This window comes from Microbacterium sp. MF43 (assembly GCF_012847295.1).
In the GTDB taxonomy this organism is placed as follows: domain Bacteria; phylum Actinomycetota; class Actinomycetes; order Actinomycetales; family Microbacteriaceae; genus Microbacterium.
Genome location: NZ_JABBDY010000005.1, coordinates 272,258 through 293,652 on the forward strand (window position 1 = coordinate 272,258; position 21,395 = coordinate 293,652).

At 70.7% G+C, this 21,395-nt stretch carries 22 protein-coding genes; 6 read left to right on the forward strand and 16 right to left on the reverse strand.

What is annotated here, in order from left to right; genetic code table 11:
- Positions 1–105: 105 nt before the first annotated feature.
- Complete coding sequence (locus tag HF323_RS15115; protein ID WP_317451103.1) at positions 106–1,248, forward strand: hypothetical protein; 1,143 nt, start codon at positions 106–108, stop codon at positions 1,246–1,248.
- 10 nt (positions 1,249–1,258) lie between these two features.
- Here HF323_RS15115 and HF323_RS15120 read toward each other — a convergent pair whose 3' ends face one another.
- The 3 genes from HF323_RS15120 to HF323_RS15130 all read right to left on the reverse strand — a co-directional run bounded on the left by HF323_RS15120 (position 1,259) and on the right by HF323_RS15130 (position 4,588).
- A complete protein-coding gene (locus HF323_RS15120) occupies positions 1,259–3,235 on the reverse strand; it encodes a bifunctional copper resistance protein CopD/cytochrome c oxidase assembly protein (RefSeq protein ID WP_169583736.1) in 1,977 nt (658 codons plus the stop codon).
- A gap of 236 nt (positions 3,236–3,471) precedes the next feature.
- Entirely contained in the window at positions 3,472–3,759 is a 288-nt protein-coding gene (locus HF323_RS15125) for an HU family DNA-binding protein (RefSeq protein ID WP_127473557.1), read from the reverse strand.
- A gap of 238 nt (positions 3,760–3,997) precedes the next feature.
- Positions 3,998–4,588 carry a TetR/AcrR family transcriptional regulator gene (locus HF323_RS15130; RefSeq protein WP_169583737.1) on the reverse strand — a complete coding sequence of 197 codons (591 nt, stop codon included), beginning with the start codon at positions 4,586–4,588 and terminating at the stop codon, positions 3,998–4,000.
- Positions 4,589–4,753: 165 nt separating this feature from the next.
- Here HF323_RS15130 and HF323_RS15135 point away from each other — a divergent pair, with 165 nt between their 5' ends.
- On the forward strand, positions 4,754–5,596 hold the full coding sequence (locus tag HF323_RS15135; RefSeq protein ID WP_169583738.1) for an alpha/beta hydrolase: 843 nt from the start codon (positions 4,754–4,756) through the stop codon (positions 5,594–5,596).
- A 55-nt stretch (positions 5,597–5,651) separates the two neighbouring features.
- On the opposite strand, the gene HF323_RS15140 is transcribed toward HF323_RS15135, so the two are convergent.
- Positions 5,652–6,809 (reverse strand): alpha/beta hydrolase, encoded by a 1,158-nt coding sequence (locus tag HF323_RS15140; RefSeq protein WP_169583739.1) that lies wholly within the window; start codon positions 6,807–6,809, stop codon positions 5,652–5,654.
- Between the two features lie 137 nt (positions 6,810–6,946).
- Between HF323_RS15140 and HF323_RS15145 the strand changes: the two genes are divergently transcribed.
- Complete coding sequence (locus HF323_RS15145) at positions 6,947–7,813, forward strand: potassium channel family protein (RefSeq protein ID WP_169583740.1); 867 nt, start codon at positions 6,947–6,949, stop codon at positions 7,811–7,813.
- Between the two features lie 77 nt (positions 7,814–7,890).
- On the opposite strand, the gene rpsN is transcribed toward HF323_RS15145, so the two are convergent.
- From rpsN to HF323_RS15165, 4 genes are all read right to left on the reverse strand, one after another.
- Positions 7,891–8,196, reverse strand: a complete 306-nt coding sequence (gene rpsN, locus HF323_RS15150; RefSeq protein ID WP_169583741.1) for a 30S ribosomal protein S14 — start codon at positions 8,194–8,196, stop codon at positions 7,891–7,893.
- 3 nt (positions 8,197–8,199) lie between these two features.
- On the reverse strand, positions 8,200–8,370 hold the full coding sequence (gene rpmG / locus HF323_RS15155; RefSeq protein WP_005051772.1) for a 50S ribosomal protein L33: 171 nt from the start codon (positions 8,368–8,370) through the stop codon (positions 8,200–8,202).
- Positions 8,370–8,606, reverse strand: coding sequence for a 50S ribosomal protein L28 (gene rpmB / locus HF323_RS15160; protein WP_013584774.1), 237 nt, complete (start codon positions 8,604–8,606; stop codon positions 8,370–8,372). The genes rpmG and rpmB overlap by 1 nt, the downstream gene beginning before the upstream one ends.
- A gap of 159 nt (positions 8,607–8,765) precedes the next feature.
- Positions 8,766–9,494 carry a DNA-3-methyladenine glycosylase gene (locus tag HF323_RS15165; RefSeq protein ID WP_169583742.1) on the reverse strand — a complete coding sequence of 243 codons (729 nt, stop codon included), beginning with the start codon at positions 9,492–9,494 and terminating at the stop codon, positions 8,766–8,768.
- Between the two features lie 77 nt (positions 9,495–9,571).
- Here HF323_RS15165 and HF323_RS15170 point away from each other — a divergent pair, with 77 nt between their 5' ends.
- Positions 9,572–11,248: an MFS transporter gene (locus tag HF323_RS15170; protein WP_169583743.1), complete on the forward strand. Its 1,677-nt coding sequence runs from the start codon at positions 9,572–9,574 to the stop codon at positions 11,246–11,248.
- Here the strand turns inward: HF323_RS15170 and HF323_RS15175 are convergent.
- From HF323_RS15175 to HF323_RS15205, 7 genes are read right to left on the reverse strand one after another with little or no spacing between them, the layout of a single operon-like run.
- The gene (locus HF323_RS15175) at positions 11,230–12,645 is read right to left on the reverse strand and encodes a hypothetical protein (protein ID WP_169583744.1); all 1,416 of its coding nucleotides are present in this window, start codon (positions 12,643–12,645) and stop codon (positions 11,230–11,232) included. The genes HF323_RS15170 and HF323_RS15175 overlap by 19 nt on opposite strands.
- Positions 12,635–13,558, reverse strand: coding sequence for a TIGR03943 family protein (locus tag HF323_RS15180; RefSeq protein WP_188241727.1), 924 nt, complete (start codon positions 13,556–13,558; stop codon positions 12,635–12,637). Before HF323_RS15180 ends, HF323_RS15175 begins: the two co-directional genes overlap by 11 nt.
- Entirely contained in the window at positions 13,551–14,573 is a 1,023-nt protein-coding gene (locus HF323_RS15185; RefSeq protein WP_169583745.1) for a permease, read from the reverse strand. The genes HF323_RS15180 and HF323_RS15185 overlap by 8 nt, the downstream gene beginning before the upstream one ends.
- Entirely contained in the window at positions 14,560–14,970 is a 411-nt protein-coding gene (locus HF323_RS15190; protein ID WP_169583746.1) for a transcriptional repressor, read from the reverse strand. Before HF323_RS15190 ends, HF323_RS15185 begins: the two co-directional genes overlap by 14 nt.
- Before the next feature lie 56 nt (positions 14,971–15,026).
- Positions 15,027–15,896 (reverse strand): metal ABC transporter permease, encoded by an 870-nt coding sequence (locus tag HF323_RS15195; RefSeq protein ID WP_169583747.1) that lies wholly within the window; start codon positions 15,894–15,896, stop codon positions 15,027–15,029.
- A complete protein-coding gene (locus HF323_RS15200; protein ID WP_169583748.1) occupies positions 15,893–16,714 on the reverse strand; it encodes a metal ABC transporter ATP-binding protein in 822 nt (273 codons plus the stop codon). The genes HF323_RS15195 and HF323_RS15200 overlap by 4 nt, the downstream gene beginning before the upstream one ends.
- Positions 16,711–17,688 carry a zinc ABC transporter substrate-binding protein gene (locus HF323_RS15205; RefSeq protein ID WP_169583749.1) on the reverse strand — a complete coding sequence of 326 codons (978 nt, stop codon included), beginning with the start codon at positions 17,686–17,688 and terminating at the stop codon, positions 16,711–16,713. Before HF323_RS15205 ends, HF323_RS15200 begins: the two co-directional genes overlap by 4 nt.
- A gap of 124 nt (positions 17,689–17,812) precedes the next feature.
- Here HF323_RS15205 and HF323_RS15210 point away from each other — a divergent pair, with 124 nt between their 5' ends.
- Together HF323_RS15210 and HF323_RS15215 are read left to right on the forward strand one after the other, a co-directional pair.
- Positions 17,813–19,582 (forward strand): glycosyltransferase, encoded by a 1,770-nt coding sequence (locus HF323_RS15210; RefSeq protein WP_169583750.1) that lies wholly within the window; start codon positions 17,813–17,815, stop codon positions 19,580–19,582.
- Positions 19,583–19,761: 179 nt separating this feature from the next.
- Positions 19,762–20,466, forward strand: coding sequence for an alpha/beta hydrolase (locus tag HF323_RS15215; protein WP_169583751.1), 705 nt, complete (start codon positions 19,762–19,764; stop codon positions 20,464–20,466).
- Positions 20,467–20,517: 51 nt separating this feature from the next.
- Here HF323_RS15215 and HF323_RS15220 read toward each other — a convergent pair whose 3' ends face one another.
- Entirely contained in the window at positions 20,518–21,183 is a 666-nt protein-coding gene (locus HF323_RS15220; RefSeq protein ID WP_169583752.1) for a GntR family transcriptional regulator, read from the reverse strand.
- Between the last annotated feature and the right edge of the window lie 212 nt (positions 21,184–21,395).

Here is a 21,395-nt window from a genome sequence, read left to right on the forward strand (position 1 = left end):
GCGGATGCCTCGCCCCGGCGTCCCCGGACCGCATCGGTGGATCTGCACATCACGAGACGTGACGGCGGGTTCGGGCGCGGCCCGGCGTGTTCTTAGACTGGGCGGGTGGACCAAGGGTCGGTGGACACCGCCGCCGGTCGCGTGCAGCCGCCGGTCGCGTCCGCGCGCCCGGATGCCGAGGCATCCGCTCCCGCCCCCGCTCGCACGGACCGCCGGCGACGCAGCCTCGCCCTCGACCTCACCCTGCTCGCGGTGGTGGGGGTGCTGCTGCTCGGGGCAGCGGCCGCGGCGATCGGCGCGATCCACCAGCAGTTCTACAGCCCGACGGCCTTCGTCCAGCGCTACCTCGCGATGCTCGCCGACGGACGCGCGGCCGAAGCGCTGACCGTACCCGGCGTCGCGGTCGATTCCTCGGATCTCGAGGCGGCCGGGCTGCCGGCGTCGGCCTCGGAGGGCCTCCTGCGCGAGGCCGCGCTCGGGTCGCTCGAGGACGCCCGCGTCGTCTCGGAACAGGTCGACGGTGACATCACCCGTGTCACCGTCGAGTACGAGGCAGGAGGCTATCCGGGCACGACCACGTTCGAGATCGCGCGCGAGGGCTCCGTCGGCCTCGCGCCGACGTGGCGGTTCGCGCAGAGCCCGCTCGCGGTGATGCAGCTGGTCGTCAAGGGCTCCATGCAGTTCGAGGTGAACGGCTTCGAGCTCGACAAGCGTCAGGTCTCGCCCGACGGAACCGAGGCCGACCCCCTCGCGCCGGTGAATCTGCTCGTGTTCTCGCCCGGCATGTACTCCGTGGCCGTCGACACTCCCATTTCGGCCACACCCGGCGTCGCCGTGCTCTCCGACACCCCGTTCCACGGATTCCCCGTCGAGATCCAGGCCGAGGCGACCGAGGAGTTCGTCGCCGTCGTGCAGCAGAAGGTCGAGGAGTTCCTCACCGCGTGCGCGACACAGGAGGTGCTGCAGCCCACGGCGTGCCCGTTCGGGTACGTGCTCCAGGATCGCATCGACTCCCCGCCGACCTGGTCGATCGCCCGGCAGCCGACCGTGGAGGTCGCACCCGACGGTGCCGGATGGGCGATCATGCCGACCGAAGCGGTCGCCCACATCGAGCTCGACGTCGTCTCGCTCTTCGACGGGTCGATCACCCACGTGAGTGAAGACGTTCCCTTCACCGTCGGCGGGCGGATCACGGTGCAGCCCGACGGCACCGCATCGATCGTCGTCAGCGGGCCCGAGGGACCCTAGTCGCTCGGCGTCAGCGGACCTGGGCGTCCCGCTCGGCGAGCTTCGCAAGGTGCGCGTTGTACGCCTCGAGTTCGGCGTCCCCGGTGCGGTCGGCGTGCCGATCGCGGCGCTTCTGATCGCGTGCGTCACTCCGGCTCCACTGAATGGCCACGGTGATCGCGAGGATGAGCGTCGGAATCTCGCCGATCGACCAGGCCACGCCCCCGCCGAAGTACTGATCCTCGAGCGGCGGCAGTCCCCACTGCCGGCCCATCGAACCGAACCACTCGGCCACGATCAGGCCGCTCTGCATCATGATGGCGATGCCGAAGAACGCGTGCATCGCCATGATGCCGATGAGCAGGAGCAGGCGTCCCGGGTACGGGAGGCGGTACGGCACGGGGTCGATGCCGATCAGCGTGAGCACGAAGAGGTAGCCCGTGAACAGGAAGTGCGCCACCATCCACTCGTGACCGAGGTGGTCGTACAGCGACCACCGGAACAGGTCGGTGTAGTAGAACACCCAGAGGGAGCCGATGAACAGCCCGGCAGCCACGAACGGGTTGGTGAGCACGCGTGCCACCGGCGAATGCACAGCCCAGAGGATCCACTCGCGGCCGCCGCGCGTGCCGTCGTCGCGTTTGCGGATCGCGCGTGCCGCGAGCGTGACCGGCGCCCCGGCGACCAGCAGGACCGGGATCGCCATCGTCAGCAGCATGTGGCCGACCATGTGCATGCTGAAGAGGTAGTCCTGGTAGACGTTGATCACGCCGCCCGTGACCCACACCAGCAGGGCGAGCCCCGCGACCCACATGATCGTGCGGTAGAGCGGCCACTCGTCACCGCGCCGGCGCAGTCGCCAGACACCCGCGAGGTAGAAGAAGACGCCGAAGCCTGCGGCGACAGCCCACAGCAGATCGATGTTCCACGCGCTGAGCCAGCGGTCGGGCGTCAGCTCGGGTGGGAGGGGCGCGCCCGTGAGCACCTCGGCGGGCGTGCGCTGCGCGGGGGGTGCCGACGCCACCGGGGGAGGCGTGCGGGCGAGCGCGGCGGCCGCGCCGCTGGCGACGCCCATGAGGACGAGCTCGAAGGCGACCAGCGTCCAGAAGGTGCGGGAGGCGCCGGTCTCCCGCACGCGCCCGATGAGACGCACGCGGTACCACGCTCCGAGGGCGCCGAGCGCGATGAGGGCGACGATCTTGACGCAGAGGATCACGCCGTACGGCGACAGCAGCGCCCCCCAGTCCTGAAGCCCGATCACGGCGCGCACGGTGCCCGACAGGGCGACGACGACGAAGGCGGCGAGCGCGATGCTCGAGTAGCGTGCAAGCACCGAGGCGAGCCTGTCCCGGCTCAGGGCGGGACGCACGAGCACCATGAGCAGCAGGCCTCCCAGCCACACCGCAGCTCCGATGATGTGGAGGATGAGGGCCGTCATCGCCTCGTGATGGTTGGCCTCCTCACCCGAATGTCCCTGCGTGCCCATCGGCACGAGGGCCGCCAGCGCCAGGATCGCGACGAAGAGCGTCGCCGTCCACGAGCGGACGGCGAAGGTCAGCACGGTGAGGGCGGCGCCGGCGACAGTGGTGATGAGCCACGTGCGGCCGACCTCCGTCTCGACGAGGAAGCGTCCCAGCTGCGCCCCGAACTCGGGCCCGGCGTCGATGGCGGGATTGAACGCGTCGACGAAGGTGAGGAACCCGGTCACGGCCGCCGAGACGGTGAAGACGGCGGCGGAGACGGATGCCGCGTCCAGCGCGATGTCGAACTCGCGCTCGCCCGACGTGAGGGCGAAGAGCGCGGTCACGAGAGCACCGGCCATGCCGGCTGCGGAGAGGTTGACGAAGAGCTTCGCGGTGGGGAGCCCCCAGCGCGCGATCGGACCGGGATCGCCGATGGCCAGCGGCGCGGCTCCCCCGCCGTAGGCGAGCGCCCACACCAGAACGATCAGCGCCGACACGACGAGGATGACGGGCCCCGCGGCCCGCAGCCCGCGGGGGGAGGCCACACCTCCTGACGCTCCGCGCGGTGCAACGGCGCCGCGTGGAGGGGAAGCCGGGATCACCCGTCCAGCCTACGTGGGCCCGCCTGGGCGGTGGCACAGACGGCAGAAGGGGGACGCCGCCACGCGGCATCCCCCTTCTTGTGTGGTCGTTGGTTGGTTTCGATACGGTCGCTGCGCGGCCTCCTCAACCTGACCCGAGTCGCATCAACGCCGCATACGCGGCATTGATCCGACTCTCGTCACTTAACGGCGGCCTTCAGCTTCGAGCCCGCGGTGACCTTGACACGCTGGCCGGCGGGGATCTTGATCTCCTCGCCCGTCTGGGGGTTGCGGCCGGTGCGAGCGGAGGTCTCGACGCGCTCGAACGAGATCCAACCGGGGATCGAGACCTTGCTGCCCTTGGCGACTGCCTCGGAGACGGTCGAGAAGAGGGAGTCGAGCACGCCCGACACGGCGGACTGGCTCTGCCCGGTCGCGCTCGCGATGCTCGCAACGAGTTCGGTCTTGGTGATGGACTTGTCGGCCATGGGGTTTGTCCTCCGAAAGCGGCGGAGTCGCCGCCTTGTTCATTTCTCGGACCGGACGGCGTGAGCCCCCCGGCTGGTCGGTTCGACCGCCTTGAATGTACCCGACATCCCGTCGGAAACCGCGGATTTCCGGGGTTTTCGGACGTTCCAGACGGCGTGTCGGGGGTGGTTGTGGCCTTTGGGGCTGTTGTGAAGGCCGCTCAGCTCCTCTTCCCGCCTCGCGGAGCGGGCCGCCGGATCAGCCTCGATGGGACGCGATCACGCTGCGCGCGGTGCGTGCGAACGCCGGTGCGACGCGGTCCTGTCCGTCCAGGTAGCCGCCGACCAGGGCCGCGTCTCGCAGCAGGACCAGCGAGGCGGCGACGTCTCGCGGATCGATCAGCCGCGCCGCAGCGGCGAGCTGCTCGAGCGTCGACCGGAACCATTCGCGATGGCCGGCGATCAGTTCGCGCACCGGCCCCTCGTCGGGGTACTCGGCCGCGGCGTTGATGAAGGGGCAGCCGCGGGTGTGCCGTTCGCGGATGTCCTGCTCGATCCCGGCGATGACCAGCTCGAGGAGCACCTCCGGGTCGTCGGAGGCGGCACCGGCGTGGGCGAACAGCTCGCGGAGGCGCTCGTCCTCGCCGCGCAGGTAGGCGATGACGAGTCCTTCCTTGCCTTGGAACTGCTTGTACATCGTCGCCCGCGTGACGCCGGACTCTTCGATGATGCGGTCGACCCCGACCGAGTGGATGCCCTCGTTGTAGAAGAGGTGGGTCGCGGCATCCAGCAGGCGCTGCCGCGCAGGGGAGGGGCGTGTCGTGCCGCTGGCGGCGGGGGTGGTGCTCATGGTCTCCTCCGGTCTCCATCGTGCCATCCGGAGCGGCGCGAAAGATTTTCTCGAGAACAGTCTTGCGTAGATAGAACGTTCGGTCTACTATCAGGATACAACAACCGGAGACGCAGGATCCGGATCCACACACCACCACCGCACGAGACCGCACAGGAGATCGAAATGAACGAGAACACCACCGCCAAGACCCCCATCGTCCTCATCCATGGACTCTGGATGACTCCGAAGAGCTGGGACACGTGGGCCGATCGCTTCCGCGCCGCGGGCCACCAGGTGATCGTCCCGGGTTGGCCCGGGATCGACGACCGCACCGTCGAAGACATCCGCAACAACCCCGCCGCGCTCAAGGGCATCGGGCTCGCGCAGATCGCCGACAACTACGAGCGCATCATCCGCGCCCTCCCCGAGAAGCCGATCATCATCGGCCATTCCTTCGGGGGAGTCCTCACGCAGATGCTCGCCGACCGCGGCCTCGGGGTCGCCTACGTCGGCGTGGCCCCCGGGCAGACGGCCGGCGTCACGACGCTCCCCCTCTCCACGCTGTGGACCGGAACCCCGATCCTGTCCAACCCGTTCGGCATCAACGGCGCCAAGCCGCTGTCGAAGCGCCACTTCCACTTCACCTTCGGCAATGACCTGCCGCGTGAGGAGTCCGACACGCTCTGGGAGGAGTTCGCCGTCAACTCGTACAACAAGGTGTTCTTCGAGGGCGTCACGTCGGTGCTGAACGAGAAGAACGGCGTCACCCGTGTCGACTACGGCCGCACCGACCGCGCGCCGCTGCTCATCATCACCGGCGAGATCGACCACGTCGTGCCGCCCGCGATCGGTGAGGCGATCGTGAAGAAGTACAGGAAGACCGGCAGCCCGGCGGTCGTCGACTACAAGACCTACCCGGGCCGCACCCACCGCCTGGTGAGCCAGGACGGCTGGGAGGAGATCGCCGATTACGCCCTCGAGTGGGCCACCACCCACCAGGTGCGCCAGGCCGAGGCGGCGAAGTAAGCGGATGCCTCGCCCACCCCGGGTCGTTGAGCGAGCGAAGCGAGACGAAACGCCCTCAGCCCTCGGGAGCGTGCAGCCGGCGCAGCGCCGAGACGACGTCGTCGTGCCAGCGTCGCGCCGCGGGCAGCGCGGCCAGGAAGATCGGGGTGTCGTGGGTCACACCTTGGTACCGGACGACGCTCGCCTCCACCCCTGCCGCGCGGAGGGCTGCCCCGTAGGCGTCGCCGTCGCCGCGGAGCGGGTCGTACTCGGCCGTCATGATCACCGTCGGCGGCAGGTCTTCGTGCGAACCCGCGCGCAGCGGCGACGCGTAGGGCTCATGCGCAGCGCGCGATGAGGGCAGGTAGGTGCGCGCGACCGATCGCAGCTCGCGAACGGCGATGAATCGGGGGATGCCGAGGGTGCGGGTCGCGCTCAGGTCGAGGTGCGCGCCCGTGAGGTCGACGACGGGCACTTCGAGCACCTGCAGCGCGAGCGGCGGACCGCCTCGGTCCCGGTTCATCAAGACCACCGCCGCCGCGATGTTCGCGCCTGCCGACGTCCCCAGCACGCCGATGCGCCCCGGGTCGACGCCGAGCTCGCCCGCGTGCGCGCGCAGCCATCCCAGCGCGGCGAAGGTCTGCTCCACCTGCACCGGGTACTGGTGCTCGGGTGCGAGGGCGTAGTCGACCGCCGCGATGGCGACATTTGCGTCCACCGCCCGCCGGCGGAACGAGGCATCCGTCGTGGGGTAGTCCACGCCCCCGATACGGAACGCGCCGCCGAACAGCGCGAGCACCCCCGGAACCGGCGCGGCGCCGACGGGGCCGGGGTGGTAGACACGGACCCGCACCGACGGACGGCCCGGCACCTCGACGCGATGGTCGGTCGTGCGGATGTCCGGACCGGGCATGCCGACGGTGCGCAGCTCGGTGCGGTCCCACGCGAGCGCCGCCTTGCGCTTGCGCGCACGCGCCTGTGCGCGGGGACCCAGCGGCGGGCTGCCCGGCTTCGCCGTGGATCCCGTCTTCGCCCTCGCGGGCACTGACCCCGCGGCGGGCACCGGCCCCGCGGCGCCTGCCCTCGGGGCCGCGTTGCCGGCCGCGGTCGGTGCGGCCACACGGGAGAAGGGCCAGAGCGCGCTCAGGCGTGCGCGCATCGCGCCCTTCGCCTTGTCGAGCAGGTGCTTGCGGTGCACGCGCAGCCGCTCCTCGAAGAACGGGTCCAGCCGCATCCGCCCTCACCTCCGTCGCGTCACGCCGAGTGTAGAGGGGCGCCCGTTCGGCACGACCGGGATTGACACACGGATGCGCGTCCCCCCGCACCGCGGGCGGCGCCCCGCGGCCTCCCGGGGAGGCATACTGTTGGCGCATGACCGCGGTCAGCATCATCGCCGGCATCGTCCTCATCGCCGTCGCGCTGAACGACGTCTTCCACACCCTCTTGCGGCCGGCGTCGACCGGCAGGCTGACGACCCTGGTCTTCCGGGCGATGTGGTTCCTCTCCCGCAGGCGCCGCCCGCTCACGATCGGGGGGCCGCTCACGATCCTCGCGACGATCGCCGTCTGGATCGTGCTCATCGCGTTGGGCTGGGCACTCATCTACCTGCCCCACGTGCCGGACGGCTTCGCCTACAGCGGCATCGATCCCGACGACTACAGCCCGTTCTTCGAAGCGCTGACGTACTCGCTCGTCGCGCTCACGACCCTCGGACTGGGAGACGCGGTCCCCACGGATCCGGTCATCCGGCTGCTGTCACCGCTGGAGGCGCTCACCGGCTTCGCGCTGCTCTCGGCGGCCGTGTCGTGGTTCCTTCAGCTCTACCCCGCGCTCGCGCGCCGGCGGGCGCTGGCCATCGAACTGACCAGCCTGCACTCGTCGGGTCTGAGCGCACTGTCGCCCACGGTGTCGCCGGCGTATGCGGCATCCGTCGTCGCCTCGGTGGCCCGTGCGTTCGCGGAAGTGACGGCGGACCTCGTGCAGAACACGGAGATCTTCTACTTCACCGAGAAGGACGAGCGCCTGTCGGCCTCGCGAGCAACCGGGTACGCGATGGAGTTGCGCGACACCGCGACACAGTCCGACGACCCCGACCTTCACGCCGCGGGGGTGTTCCTGGCGCACGTGCTGGACGAGCTCGCCCGCGTGCTCACCGTCCAGTACCCGCACGTGAGGGGAGAGTCCACGGACGACGTGCTGCGAGCGGTCGCGGGCAGCCACGGGCACGACCTGTCCTGACTGACGGCGCGCCCCGCGCAAGACGGAAGGCCCGGCGTTCCGAGGAACGCCGGGCCTTCCGACTGATGCTGTGGTGCTTACCAGCTCGACTTGGTCACGCCGGGCAGCTCGCCACGGTGCGCCATGTCGCGGAAGCGGACACGCGAGATGCCGAACTTCGTCAGCACGCCCCGGGGGCGGCCGTCGATGACGTCGCGCGAACGCAGACGAACCGGCGACGCGTTGCGGGGCAGCTTCTGCAGGCCCACGCGAGCGGCTTCGCGCTGCTCGTCGGTCGAGGTGGGGTCGACGAGAGCCTTCTTCAGCTCGGCGCGCTTGGCGGCGTAGCGGTCGACGACCTCCTGGCGCTGCTGGTTGCGCGCGATCTTGCTCTTCTTGGCCATGGATCAGCGCTCCTCTCGGAATTCGACGTGCTTGCGGATGACCGGGTCGTACTTCTTGAGCACGATGCGGTCGGGGTTGTTGCGGCGGTTCTTGCGCGTCACGTAGGTGTACCCCGTGCCGGCGGTCGAACGCAGCTTGATGATCGGACGGACGTCCTGTGCCTTCTTGGCCATCAGAGCTTCACACCCTTCGCCTGGAGGTCACGCACGACCGCCTCGATGCCGCGGGCGTCGATGACCTTGATGCCCTTGGCCGAGACGTTGAGCTTGATGTTGCGACCCAGCGACGGAACGAAGTAGGTCTTCTTCTGCACGTTCGGGTCGAAGCGGCGCTTCGTCCGGCGGTGCGAGTGCGAGATGTTGTGACCGAAGCCAGGAACTGCTCCAGTCACCTGGCACACTGCTGCCATAGTGATGTCTCCTTAGTACCGTGGAGCCGGACGGCCCCACCCAAGATCCCTTGTCTGCATCTCGTGACACACGCGATCCCCGCCCGGATGTTCCGGTCGTTGAGCGAACGAAGTGAGACGAAACGCGAACTGCGTGCTGGAGTGCGCGCAGACAAAGAGTCAGTCTAGCACGGGCGGCGTGTCGCCCTTGCCGCGGCGGGCTTCACCGGATGCCACGCCCGCCGCCTCTGCCGCACCCCGGCCCCACCGGAACGCCGACACCGACGGATCGCCGGCGATCCAGAACCGCCACGGGAAGAGCGCGGTGCCGGCTTCGCCCGCCACTCCGACCCGCGGGCCCGTCGCGATGCCCGTGAGCGGCTCGACGCGCAGCGACAGGCGCGCGACCGCTCCGTGGCGCGGCTCGCCGGTGATCGCGTCGATGCCGTCGTGGATCGGATGCCGCAGCCCCACCGCGTCTCCGAGCCGACCGGGTCCCCGCGCCAGGTCGCGCGCGGTTCGCGCTGCGGGCCGGCGGCGGGCCGCGGCATCCGTCCCCTCCATCACCTCGGCTGCGCGAAGGAGGATTCCGCCGGCGACCCCGCCCGGACCGCACACGACGTTCACGCACGAGTGGATGCCGTGGCTCAGGTACACGTACAGGTGGCCGGGCTCTCCCCACATGGTCGCGTTGCGCGCCGTGCGTCCCATCCGGGCGTGCGAGCCGAGGTCGGGTGTGGGTCCGGTGCCCCGGCCGTGGTAGGCCTCGACCTCCGTGAGCCGCACGACGACCGTGTCGTCGTGGACGATCGTGGTGAGAGTGCCGCCCAGCAGCCGCGGCGCGACCTCGGCGGGAAGACCGAGCAGATCCTCACGGCGCGCAGGCCGCAGCGCAACGGGATCGGACATGCGGGGATTCTACGCAGAAGGCATCTCACCTCGGCGGGGCGATCCGCTGCGACCGCGGCGATCGCTAGCATCCGCTCATGAAGCGATGGTTCGTGCTGGTGATCCTCGGCGTCTCGCAGTTCGTCATGGTGCTCGACAGCACGGTCATGAACGTGTCCATCTCGACGGTCGCCACCGACCTGAACACCGATATCGGGGGCATGCAGGCGGCCATCACGTTCTACGCCCTGACGATGGCGGCCTTCATGCTGACGGGCGGCAAGCTCGGCGACAAGTGGGGACGCAGCACCGCGTTCCGCATCGGGTCGGTGGTCTACGGCCTGGGCTCGCTCACCACGGCCCTCGCCCCCAACCTCACCGTGCTCATGCTCGGGTGGTCGCTCGTCGAGGGTCTTGGCGCGATCCTCGTGATCCCCGCCATCGCCGCCCTCGCGGCGATCAACTACTCCGGCCGAGACCGCGTCATCGCGTTCTCGGCGCTCGGTGCGATCACGGGGTTCGCCGCGGCCGCCGGTCCCCTCATCGGCGGACTCATGACGACGTATGCCTCGTGGCGATACGTCTTCGTGGCGGAGACCGTGATCATGGTGCTCGTCCTGATCGTGTCGGGACGCATCAAGGACACTCCCGGCGACCGTTCGCTGCGCATCGACCTGCTGAGCGTCATCCTGTCCGCGTCCGGCATGGCGCTGCTCGTCTACGCGGTCCTGCAGAGCAAGGCGTGGGGGTGGCTCGTGCCGCTCGACCCGCCCGAGGTCGCCGGAGTCACCATCGCGCCCTTCGGCATCTCGCCGGTCGCGTACCTCATCGTCGTGGCGATCCTCGTGCTGTGGTGGTTCGTCCGGCGTCAGCAGCACCTGGAGAGCGCCGGCCGCGTCCCGCTGCTGAAGGTGAGCATGCTGCGCATCCCGGCGCTGCGCAGCGGACTGACGATGTTCCTCGCGCAGTACTTCGCGATCGCCGCGCTCTTCTTCGTGGTGCCGGTCTACCTGCAGACGATCCTCGGGTACGACGCGCTGCAGACGGGTCTGAAGATCCTGCCGCTGTCGGTCGGCCTCATCCTCTTCTCGGTCGTCGGCTCGCGGATGTCGACGGTGCGGTCGGCCCGCAACATCGCCCGCATCGGCCAGTTCACCCTCGGCCTCGGCCTGCTGCTCGTCTTCGTGTCGGTGCAGCCGGAACTGACCGACGTGCTCTTCGCCGCGGGGATGTTCGTGGTCGGAGCCGGCTTCGGACTGCTGGCCTCCCAGCTCGGGAACGTCAACATGACCGCGGTCTCGAAAGACGACACCTCCGAGGTCGGCGGCCTGCAGGGCACGTTCCAGAACCTCGGCTCTTCGTTCGGCACCGCCGTGGTCGGCTCGGTGTTCATCCTGCTGCTGACGGGCGGCTTCAGCACGGCGGTCGAGGGCAGCACCACGCTCGCCGACGACGTGAAGCAGCAGGTCGCGGAGGCCACGGCGGGCGGGGCGCCGATCATCTCGCAGGATCAGGCCGAGCAGGCGGTGCTCGACGCGGGCGGCAGCCCCGAGGTCGCGACCGAGGTGGCCCAGACCTACGCCGATGCCCAGGTGGAATCGCTGCGGCAGTCGCTGTTCCTCGTCTTCGCCCTGACGCTGTTCGCGATCGTGTTCGCCCGGGGCCTGCCCGCGACGATCCCGATTCCGGAGCCGGCGTCCGCATCGAGCGTTCGAGCGGGCGGAGCCGGCGGAGCGGGCGGAGCCGGCGGGGCGGATCAGGCCGGCGGCACCTGACACCACGAGATCGACGAGCCGACGAGCGCGACGACCTCCGTCGCGCTCTCGATCTCGACGATGCGGGTCTCGGCGCGCTCGGGCAGCGGGATCTGGTACGTGTCGTACGCGTTCGAGACGGCATCCGGCGCGACGAGCACGGCGACGTAACGGGCGCTCGGCGATACGCAGACCTGCAGCACGGCATCCGTCTCCGGCACCTCGTCGAGAAGACTCGTGGCGCCGTCCGGAACAACGAGGGCGATCGACGTGCGGCCGGTCGGAAGACCCGCGTCATCGAGCACGGCAGCGGTACGGATGGTCGACCCGTCGGGAAGGGGGGTGACCGTGGTGGGCGGGCCGATGTCGGTCGCCGGCGCGACGAGAGGCTGCTCCGTGGCATCCGTCAAGTCCAGCGTCGCGACCTGCTCGAGCCGGTCGATGACCGCCACCGACGAGCCGCGCGCGATGCCCTCGATCGCGAGGGCGGTGCCCAGCGCGGTCGCGCCCTCACCTCCCGACCCCGTCAGCAGCAGCGACCCGTCGAACGAGAGCAGCAGGATGCTGTCGGTGTCGGGCACGAACCGCCACTCCACGACCCGCGGGTCGGCGCCTTCGACGTCGACCTGCTGCGGCTCGGCGTCGGGAGTCTGCAGGGAGGCGAGGAACAGCACGCTCTCGCGGCCGCCGTCCGCACCGATGTCGGCGTCGGTGAAGGTGTAGCCGATGAGATCGCCGCGCTCGGCGCTCTGCAGGTTCGAGACGAACCCTTCGCCGGGAAGCGGGAGCTCGCGGGGGTTCGCCCCGTCGAGGTCGGTCATGATGAGGCCGGCCCGGTCGTCTTCGGTGCGCACCGAGATCACGAGGTGGGTGGACGTCGCCCGGAAGTCCTCGATGTGCGGATGCGTGAAGACGGCGACGGCGTTCTGGCCCGACAGGTCGGTGCGGAAGATCGTGTCGCCGTCGGCGCCACCGCGCTGCAGCAGCTCGACCTGCGCAGCCGGCGTGCGGAACGTCTCGACGATCGTCGACGTCGGCCCCCCGCCGGCGCCCTCGACATCGGCGATCTCGACCGTGTACTCGGTGTCGTCCCACAGCGGGAGCGTGAAGCGCACCCCGACGCTGCGGCCGGACGTGTCGACGACGAACGGTGTGGCGGGCGTGACGGTGACCTGCGCGTCGTCGATCTCGGCGAGCGATTGCGTCGTGGTCACGATGAGGCGGGAGCCGGATGCCTCGACCGCCGCCGCGGGGTCGACCTGCACGTCGGTCACCCGCGGTCCCAGCGCGACGCTCGCGGCGGCACCGGCGAGGCCGAGGACGACCAGCACGCCGATGACGATCGCGAAGGCGCCCGCGAACGCGCGGCCGCGCCGACGGCGCCCGCGGGCACGGCGACTCGCCGGCTCAGTACTCATACGGGTCCTCGGGCTCGTCGATGCGCTCGACGCTCTCGGCCTCGATCTGCAGCCGGCCGTCGGTGGTCGACGTCACGGTTCCCGTGACGGTGACCCACTGACCGGTCTCGGGCGCGGACTCGCCGGTCACCGGGATGCTCGCGGGCTGCGCGTCGATGACGCAGTGAGTGATGACGAGACGGGTCAGGTCGAAGTCGCCGCCTTCGCCCGGCGTGACGAAGCCCGTCAGCTCGATCGGTTCGCCGTCGAACTGGTCGGGGTCGGTCGCGGTCGCGAAGACGGTGGCCCACTCGCCGACCCCGAACGAGGAGGTGTCCCCCGTGGCGGCGAGGGTGACGACGTCGGCTCCCGCGAACAGCGGCGCCGCGCCCACATCGCGCGACATCGCGAGTTCGGCCGAGAGCGACGCGGGCGGGAGTACCAGCGTGAGCAGCACGACACCGGATGCCGCGGCCCCGCCCACGACGCTCGCGGCGACCCCCAGTGGATGGCGGTCGTGCTCGTGCGGCACGTGCTCGGCGTGCTCGTGCGCGCCCGCCTCGTGCTCGCCGGGGTTCGGACCCCGCCCCGCACCGCGCGCGAGATTCGCAGAATCGCGCGAAGTTCGCAGAATTTCGGGCTCCTCGTGCGATTCGCGCGCGATTCTGCGAACCTCGTGCGGGTGCGCAGGCGCAGGCGCCGGAGCGCTGCCGTGGTCGTGCCCGTGGTCGGCTTCGGCGCCGAGCGGGAGCGCGAACGACGCGACGGCGCCCACGAGGGCCACGATCGCCATCGACACCGCGAACCAGGTCGAGTCGGGGTTGATGTACAGGGCGAGGCGCCCGGTGACGGCGAGGCTGATCGTGACGACGGCGAGCACCGCCGCCAGCCCGACCCCGAGCCACCGCACGCCGACGTACCCCAGGTCACGCAAGGAGGTTCACCGCCGTCCCGATGGCGAAGGCCGACAGCAGCACCACGACGACGATGCCCGCGAGCGTGCGGGTCGTGAAGGTCGTGCGCATCAGGGCGAGCATCTTCACGTCGACGATGGGGCCGACGAGCAGGAACGCCACGATGGCGCCGGGCGTGAAGGTGGATGCGAACGACAGTGCGAAGAACGCGTCGACGTTGGAGCAGATGGCGACGATCATCGCGAGCGCCATCATCGCCACGATCGACAGCGCGGGGTTGGAGCCGATCGCAACGAGCGCCTCGCGCGGGATCAGCACCTGCACGGCACCGGCGAGCGCGGAGCCGATCACGAGGGCCGGCATGACGGCCCGCAACTCGATCACGAACTGCGCGAGCGTGCGGCGGCCCTTCCCGCCCGGTTCGTGGACGACGAGTTCGCACGTGTCGCGGAAGCGGTCGGTCAGCAATGCGTCGGGGGACGGATGCCTGCTGTAGAGCCACCCGACCAGATTGGCGATGAGGTAGCCGCCGACCAGCCGGGCGATCAGGATGCCGTCACTGAACCCGAATGCCTGGTGTGTCGTGATGATCACGATGGGGTTCACGATGGGTGCCGCGATGAGGAACGTCATCGTCTCGGGGACCGAGAACCCTCGCATGAGCAGACCGCGCGCGAAGGGCACGTTGCCGCATTCGCAGACCGGCACGAGCATGCCCAGCAGAGACAGCACGGCGCGGCGGGCCCACGCGCGCCGGGGCATCCATCGCTCGATGACACCCGGCGGCACCCAGACCTGCACGACGATCGAGAGCACCACGCCGAGGATCACGAACGGCAGCGACTCGATGAGCACACTGATCGCGAGGGTCAGGCCGTCCTGAGCGCGGGTCGGCAGCGACGCCGGGAAGAGCGTCGGCGCGAGAGCGTCGATGGCGAAGAGCGCCAGGACCACCGCCGCGCCGATCGAGAGCGCGACGAGCGTGCGGGCCGTGCGCGACGGCGTCGCGGCGGGGCGGGTGTCAGTCCGCGTCACGCTCGTCCTGGGCACGGGCGCAGTCGGCGCAGAGCCCGAAGATGTCGACGATGTGCTCGGCGTCGCGGAACCCGTGGCTCTCGGCCGTGCGCTTGGCCCACTGCTCGACGTCCGTCGCCTCGATCTCGACGGTCAGTCCGCAGCGGCGGCAGATGAGGTGGTGGTGGTGGCCGGTGCTCGTGCAGGCGCGGTAGAGCGCCTCGCCCTCGGGGCTCTGCAGCGAGTCGGCGTCGCCCTGCGCGGCGAGGCCGGCGAGCGCGCGATACACCGTCGCCAGCCCGATGCCGGTGTTCTCGTCGCGCAGGGTCGCGTGGAGCGACTGGGCGCTCACGAATCCCCGGGCGTCGGCGAGCGCCTCGCGCACGCGATCGCGCTGCCAGGTGTTGCGCTGGACCATGCCCGGGAGTTTACCGGCGGGGTCTGGACGTCTCCCGGGCGCCGCGTTGGCGCGGGTCATGCGTGCGCGGGCTGGCGCGTGACGCGGCCCCGACGCGCGCCGACGCCCCGGCAGACGAGGTAGATCACGAACGAGATGGTCGTGATGTACGGGCTGACGGGGAGGGTGCCGGCGATCGCGAGCAGGATGCCCCCGACCGCCGAGATCACGCCGAACAGCGCCGCGAGCACCGGCACCGACAGCGGACCGGTGGCCACGCGCATGGCGGCGGCTGCGGGCGTGACGAGCAGCGCCATCACGAGCAGCGCGCCGATGATGTGCACGGCGACCGCGACCACGAGTCCGAGCAGCAGCATGAACGTGAGCGATACGGCCGTTGTAGGCACGCCGCGGGCCGCAGCCGACTGCGGGTCGAGCGAGTCGAAGCGCAGCGGCCGCCAGATCGCGAGCAGCCCCAGCAGGGCGAACGCGCTGATCACGATGAGCCAGCCGAGCTGATCGGACTGCACCGACACGATCTGCCCGGTCAGCAGGCTGAAGCGGTTCGAGCTGCGGCCGTCGTAGAGCGAGAGGAACAGGATGCCCAGGCCCAGGCCGAACGGCATGAGCACGCCGATGATCGAGTTGCGGTCGCGCGCGCGGGCACCGAGCCACCCGATGATCGCCGCCGCGGCGATCGAGCCGACGATCGAGCCGGTCACGACGTCCCAGCCGAGGAGCAGCGCCGCCGCGGCGCCGGCGAACGAGAGCTCGCTGATGCCGTGCACCGCGAAGGCCATGTCGCGCTGCATGACCAGCACCCCGATGAGCCCGCCGACGAGCCCGAGCACGGCGCCGGCCCAGACCGAGTTCGACACGAGCGCCAGGATGTCGCCGTACACGGGCAGGCCGCCGAACATCGCGTCCGAGACGTCGTCCCAGTTCATGCGTGGTCCTCGTCGGGGTGGTGATGGTGGTGGGATGCTTCGGCATCCGGCGCTCCGACGACCACGAGCCGCCCGCCCGCCCGCAGCACGAAGACGGGTGCGCCGTACAGATCGGTGAGCGTTTCCGACGTGAGCACCTCGTCGGGGGTGCCGAGCGTGAACCGGCCGTTGGCGAGGTAAAGGATGCGGTCGACCTTGCCGAGAACGGGGTTGATGTCGTGCGTCACGAGCAGCACGGCGGCGTTCTTCTCACGGCGATGCCGGTCGATCAGGCCGATGACCGCCTGCTGGTTGGCGAGGTCGAGGCTCGTGAGGGGCTCATCGCACAGCAGCAGTCCCGGATCGTCGGCGAGCGCCTGACCCGCGCGGAGACGTTGCTGTTCGCCGCCCGACAGCTGTCCGACGGGCCTGTCGGCGAAGTCGGCGGCGCCGACGGCATCGATGAGCGCGTTCACGCGTGCGGAGTCGCCCCGTCGGGGGAAGGGCAGGCCGAAGCGGTGACCCGAGACGCCGAGCGTCACGAGGTCCCGTCCGCGCAGCGCCGTGTCGGGCGGCAGCGGACGCGACTGCGGCAGGTAGCCCACGTGGCGGTTGCCGCGCGAGCGCACCGGCTCGCCCAGCACCGAGATGGTTCCGCCGCTGAGGGGCTCGAGCCCCAGGATGGCCCGCAGCAGAGTGGTCTTGCCCGAGCCGCTCGGGCCGAGCACGGCGATCAGCTCGCCGGCGCGGACGGTCAGGTCGAGGCCCGCCCACAGCTCTCGGTCGCCTCGCCGGAGCGAGGCATCCCGGATCTCGAGCGCGACGGGTGCGGGACTCACTCCTCCAGCGCCGCCTTGAGCGCCTCGATGTTCGCCTGCATCCACGAGATGTAAGTCTCCCCCTCGGGGACGGTTTCCGAAAACGCGACGGTGGGGATGCCGCGGCCGTCCGCCTCGCCGACGATCTGCGCCGTCTCGGCACCGGCGGTCTGGGTGTTCGTGAGGACGATGCCGACGTTCTCGAGCAGTTCGATCGACTCGAGGAGCGTGGCGGGCGCCACGTCCTGCCCCTCTTCGACCGCTTCGCTGAAGGCGTCGGGGGTGACGTCCTCGAGTCCGGCCGCCGCGACGAGGTAGGCCGGAACGGCCTCGGTCGCGAACACCTTCGCACCGCCGTGCGCAGATTCGATCTCGGCCAGCGACGCCTCGAGCGCCTCGATGTCGGCGGCGAAGGCTTCGGCGTTCGCCGCGAAGGTGTCGGCGTTGTCGGGGTCGAGCTCGCCCAGCTGCGCCGCGATCACCTCGGCGACGTGCGCGATGGTGTGCGGGTCGTACCAGACGTGCTCGTTGAACCCTTCGATGTGCTCGTGGTCGTCGTCGGCGTGCTCGTCGTCGGCGTGGTCCTCGGCCGCCTCGGCTTCGTGCCCCTCGTTCTCGGGGTACTCGTGCGAATGCTCCACCGCGGTGACGACGCGCGCGTCGCTGCCGCTGGATTCGATGAGGGCGTCGATGAAGGCGTCGTAGCCGCCGCCGTTCTCGATCACGAGGTCGGCCTCGGCGACGGTGAGCTGGTCGCGGGCGCTGGGCTCGAACGAGTGCGGGTCCTGCGACGACTTGGTGACGATCGACGTCACCTCGACGAGGTCGCCGCCGATCTCCTCGGCGATCTGGCCGTAGACGTTGGTCGACGCGACGACCGAGAGCGTGTCGTCCTGCTCGCCCCCGGCGGCGGTTCCGCCCGCGCATCCCGCGAGGACGAGGACGGATGCCCCGGCAAGGCCGAGCACGGGAAGAAGGCGTCGCGTCGAATGCATGTGACTACCGTAACGCTATTGATAATCGTTCTCAAATCGGCGAGGGCGCACCGCGGCTACTGCGCTGGTCGCGTCCCGTCAACCCCGCTGAGCGCGCGGGGCGATCGGGCCTAGCGTGGCCGCGATGCTTCCTTCCGCCGTCCTGAGCTCCGCCGCGCGCCCGACCCTCCCCGCGGGCCGGCAGCTCGCCGTGACCTGGGGGATCCCGGAGGAGTTCGGCGGCATGACGGCGGCGATGCTGCATCGCTCCCGTGCCCTGGCATCGATCGCCGGGGCATCCGTCGACATCGTCACGTTCGACCCGGCGCCTGATGCCTCCCGCACGCGGCAGAGGCTGCAGGAGGCCGGCGAACTGCTGCCCGAGATGCAGCTTCGCAACGTCTTCGAGGACCTTCGCAGCGTCGGCCGGCCCGCGATCGGGGTGCCGGTGGAGCCGAGGGCGGCACGGCGGCCTCACGACGAGGAGGAGTCGGGCCCGGACGGAAACGTCCGCCGCTGGCGGCGCGGCGACGACGTGCTGCGCGTGGAGCACCGCCGGAGCGATGGCTCGCTCGCCCTGCTCGATGATCGCGGCGCCGGGTCGTCTTCGGAGCGACTCCTGACCGCGTTCGATGAGACCGGCGCCACCACGGGGCAGTGGGACGCGGCATCCGCTCTCTACTTCGAATGGCTGGACGGACTGACCGGCGGCGAGCCCGCCGTCGCCATCGTCGACAGCAAGGCGGTCGCACGGCTGATGCAGCGGTACCGGCGGCCGGGAGTGACGCTCATCTATGTCGTGCACGGCTCGCACCTCGCCGGGCAGGATCCGTCGCGGCTCGACGAGACGCGGCGAGGCGTGTTCGAGAACCTGCACCGCTGGGACGCCGTGGTGCTGCAGACCGAGCGACAGCGCACCGACGTCATCAATCTGCTCGGCGACAGCGGCAATCTCGAGGTCGTCCCCAATCCGCTGACCGTGCCGCCGACGATCCGGCGACTGCCGCCCGACCGCCTGCACGGTGTCATCGTGTCGCGGCTGAGCGCCCTCAAGCGGATCGACCACGCCCTGCGCATCGTCGCCGCGGTACGCGACATGGGACTGCCGGTGACCCTCGACATCGTGGGAGACGGACGCCAGCGGTCACGACTGGAGCGGGAGGCCGCTCGGCTCGGCCTCGGCCACGCGGTGCGCTTCCTGGGCTACGCGGCCGATGGCCCCGAGCGGTTCGCCGACGCCCCGTGGACGCTGCTCACGAGCAGATCCGAGGGGGGATCGCTGGCCCTGCTCGAGGCGATGGGGACCGGATGCCTCCCGATCGCGTACGACATCCGGTACGGCCCCGAGGTGATCGAGACGGGCCGCAATGGGTGGCGCGTGCCCGACGGCGACATGAATGCGGCCGCCCGCGCGCTCGCGGAGGCCTGCGTGCTCGACGATGACCGGATCGCCGCCATGCGGCGCGGGGCGCACCGTACGGCACTGGTGCGGGACGACGAGTCCGTGGTGGCCCGCTGGGCAGCCGTCCAGCGCCGGTCGCGCGCACGGCACGAGCGCGAACCCGAGACCGATGCGCTGCTGCACCGGGTGCGCGTGCGCCGCCTGCGGGGACGCTACGTCGTCACGGCGATCGTGACGGCACCGCACCCGGCGTCGGCCGCCGTCGAGGTGCGGCTTCGCACGCGCGACCGGGCCCCCCAGCGGACGCGGATGCGCTCGCTCGGACGCCTGCGCTTCGCGCGGCTGTCGGACGAGGCCTCGGCTGCGCTGGGCGACGGGCCGGTGCGCGCGCGCTTCGCCGTCACGCTGCCCGACGACATCGTGGTGATCGACGCCGGGTCGAGGCATCCGGACCGGCGCACCCTCACCCGCCGACTCGTCGACCGCGCCCGCAGGACGGTCGGCGCGGGCTGATCGCGCACGCGCGGGGGTGCCGTGCGCGGGGCCTTCCGGCCTGACGAGCAGTCGCCGTCGTCATCTTCTGCGGGTGCCGTGGAAAGTTCTCCTCGCGACGGGAATATTGCATGCAATATATTGCGTTGTCTCTCGCATGAACCGCCCGCGGTGGGCGGTCCCGAGGAAGGAACAGGATCATGGGAGAGAACAACCGGGTGAACAACGTCGTGCTGGTGCACGGAGCCTTCGCGGACGGATCCGGATGGCGCGGTGTCTACGACAGCCTGACGGCCCGGGGCTACCGGGTCTCGATCGTGCAGAACCCCCTGACGTCGCTCGCCGACGACGTCGCCGCCACCACGCGCGTCCTCGACGTGCAGGATGGCCCGACGATCCTCGTCGGGCACTCCTGGGGCGGCACGGTCATCACCGAAGCCGGCGTGCATGACAAGGTCGCGGGGCTCGTGTACGTCTCCGCGCTCGCGCCCGACGCCGGCGAGACCACCTCCCAGCAGTACGAGGGCTTCGCGGAGACCCCCGACTTCGTCATCGATGTCGCCGAGGACGGGTACGGGTCGCTGAACCCCGACAGCTTCACGATCGGCTTCGCGGCCGACGCCAGCGATGCCGACGCCGCCTTCCTGCGCGACTCCCAGGTGCCGATCAACATGTCCGTCTTCGCGACGCCGGTGACCCGCGCCGCGTGGCGCGACAAGCCCAGCTGGGCCGCCATCGCCACCGAGGACCGCGCGTTCGACCAGGCGATGCTGCAGCACATGGCGCAGCGGATCGGCGCCGAGATCACGAACGTGCCGGCGAGCCACGCGCTGTACGTCACGCAGCCCGGGATCGTCGCCGACGTCATCGCGACGGCAGCCGAGAAGGCGAGCGGGTCCCGCTGAACCCAGGCGCGGCCGGCCGGCGGGCTCTGGACCCGAGAGCCGGCCGCGCGATCAGGGACTCGGGCGCTCCGCCTCACCGATCGGAAGGCTGTGCCACGTGTCGAACGCCAGCTCGGCTGCGGCCCCGGCGTCACCCGCGGCGCAGAGGGCGATGAGGTCCGCGTGGCGCTCGGCCGACGAGAAGCGATCGACCGACAGGAACCGGAGCTGCTCGGCCCGCCGAAGGACCGGCGTGTACAGATCGAGCACGGCGACGAGCGCGGCGTTGCGGGCGTTGGCGACGAGGACTCCGTGGAACTCGTCGTCGGCGGCGATCGCCGCCTCGGCGTCGCCCGCGTCGATGGCGGCGGCGAACCGCTCGTTCGCAAGGCGCATGGCCTCGAGCTGGTCCGGTGCGAGCGTGGGCACCGCCTCGCGCGCGGCGAGGCCATGCATCGCCGCGACCACGTCGCGCGCCCCGCGGACCGCGTCTTCCTCCACCACGGCGACCGCGGTGGACCGACCCGGCCGCGCGACGACCAGACCGCTCTCGGCCAGCCGCAGCAGCGCTTCGCGCACGGGCGTGCGGCTCACGCCGAGCCACTCGGCGAGCTCGCCGTCCCGCAGGCTCTCGCCGGGCGCCAGGGTGCCGTCGATGATCGCGTCACGCAGCTGGACGTAGACGTCGTCGCGCAGCAGCGAACGACCTTTCGGGGCGGACGAGGCAGGGACCGGCATGCAACATATTGCACACACCATCTGAAGCCGCGTCAAACCGGCCGAGCGTCCAGTCAGTTATGACCCATCTCTCGTCCTGCTCCAGATCCGTCGGGAGCCTGACCCGGTTTCCCGGACGGTTCTTGTGTGTTGATCATGCCGCGATCTCGGCGGCGGTGTGAAGTGCTTCGTAGTCGGCCGGGCTGAGGTCGCCCAGGCTGGTGTGCCGGCGG

Bases quoted from the DNA above. Each gene is read 5' to 3' on its own strand.
- HF323_RS15125 (WP_127473557.1), bottom strand. From the start codon at position 3,759: ATGGCCGACAAGTCCATCACCAAGACCGAACTCGTTGCGAGCATCGCG.
- HF323_RS15130 (WP_169583737.1), bottom strand. From the start codon at position 4,588: ATGAGCACCACCCCCGCCGCCAGCGGCACGACACGCCCCTCCCCTGCG.
- HF323_RS15135 (WP_169583738.1), top strand. From the start codon at position 4,754: ATGAACGAGAACACCACCGCCAAGACCCCCATCGTCCTCATCCATGGA.
- HF323_RS15140 (WP_169583739.1), bottom strand. From the start codon at position 6,809: ATGCGGCTGGACCCGTTCTTCGAGGAGCGGCTGCGCGTGCACCGCAAG.
- HF323_RS15145 (WP_169583740.1), top strand. From the start codon at position 6,947: ATGACCGCGGTCAGCATCATCGCCGGCATCGTCCTCATCGCCGTCGCG.
- rpsN (WP_169583741.1), bottom strand. From the start codon at position 8,196: ATGGCCAAGAAGAGCAAGATCGCGCGCAACCAGCAGCGCCAGGAGGTC.
- rpmG (WP_005051772.1), bottom strand. From the start codon at position 8,370: ATGGCCAAGAAGGCACAGGACGTCCGTCCGATCATCAAGCTGCGTTCG.
- rpmB (WP_013584774.1), bottom strand. From the start codon at position 8,606: ATGGCAGCAGTGTGCCAGGTGACTGGAGCAGTTCCTGGCTTCGGTCAC.
- HF323_RS15165 (WP_169583742.1), bottom strand. From the start codon at position 9,494: ATGTCCGATCCCGTTGCGCTGCGGCCTGCGCGCCGTGAGGATCTGCTC.
- HF323_RS15170 (WP_169583743.1), top strand. From the start codon at position 9,572: ATGAAGCGATGGTTCGTGCTGGTGATCCTCGGCGTCTCGCAGTTCGTC.
- HF323_RS15175 (WP_169583744.1), bottom strand. From the start codon at position 12,645: ATGAGTACTGAGCCGGCGAGTCGCCGTGCCCGCGGGCGCCGTCGGCGC.
- HF323_RS15190 (WP_169583746.1), bottom strand. From the start codon at position 14,970: ATGGTCCAGCGCAACACCTGGCAGCGCGATCGCGTGCGCGAGGCGCTC.
- HF323_RS15195 (WP_169583747.1), bottom strand. From the start codon at position 15,896: ATGAACTGGGACGACGTCTCGGACGCGATGTTCGGCGGCCTGCCCGTG.
- HF323_RS15205 (WP_169583749.1), bottom strand. From the start codon at position 17,688: ATGCATTCGACGCGACGCCTTCTTCCCGTGCTCGGCCTTGCCGGGGCA.
- HF323_RS15210 (WP_169583750.1), top strand. From the start codon at position 17,813: ATGCTTCCTTCCGCCGTCCTGAGCTCCGCCGCGCGCCCGACCCTCCCC.
- HF323_RS15215 (WP_169583751.1), top strand. From the start codon at position 19,762: ATGGGAGAGAACAACCGGGTGAACAACGTCGTGCTGGTGCACGGAGCC.
- HF323_RS15220 (WP_169583752.1), bottom strand. From the start codon at position 21,183: ATGCCGGTCCCTGCCTCGTCCGCCCCGAAAGGTCGTTCGCTGCTGCGC.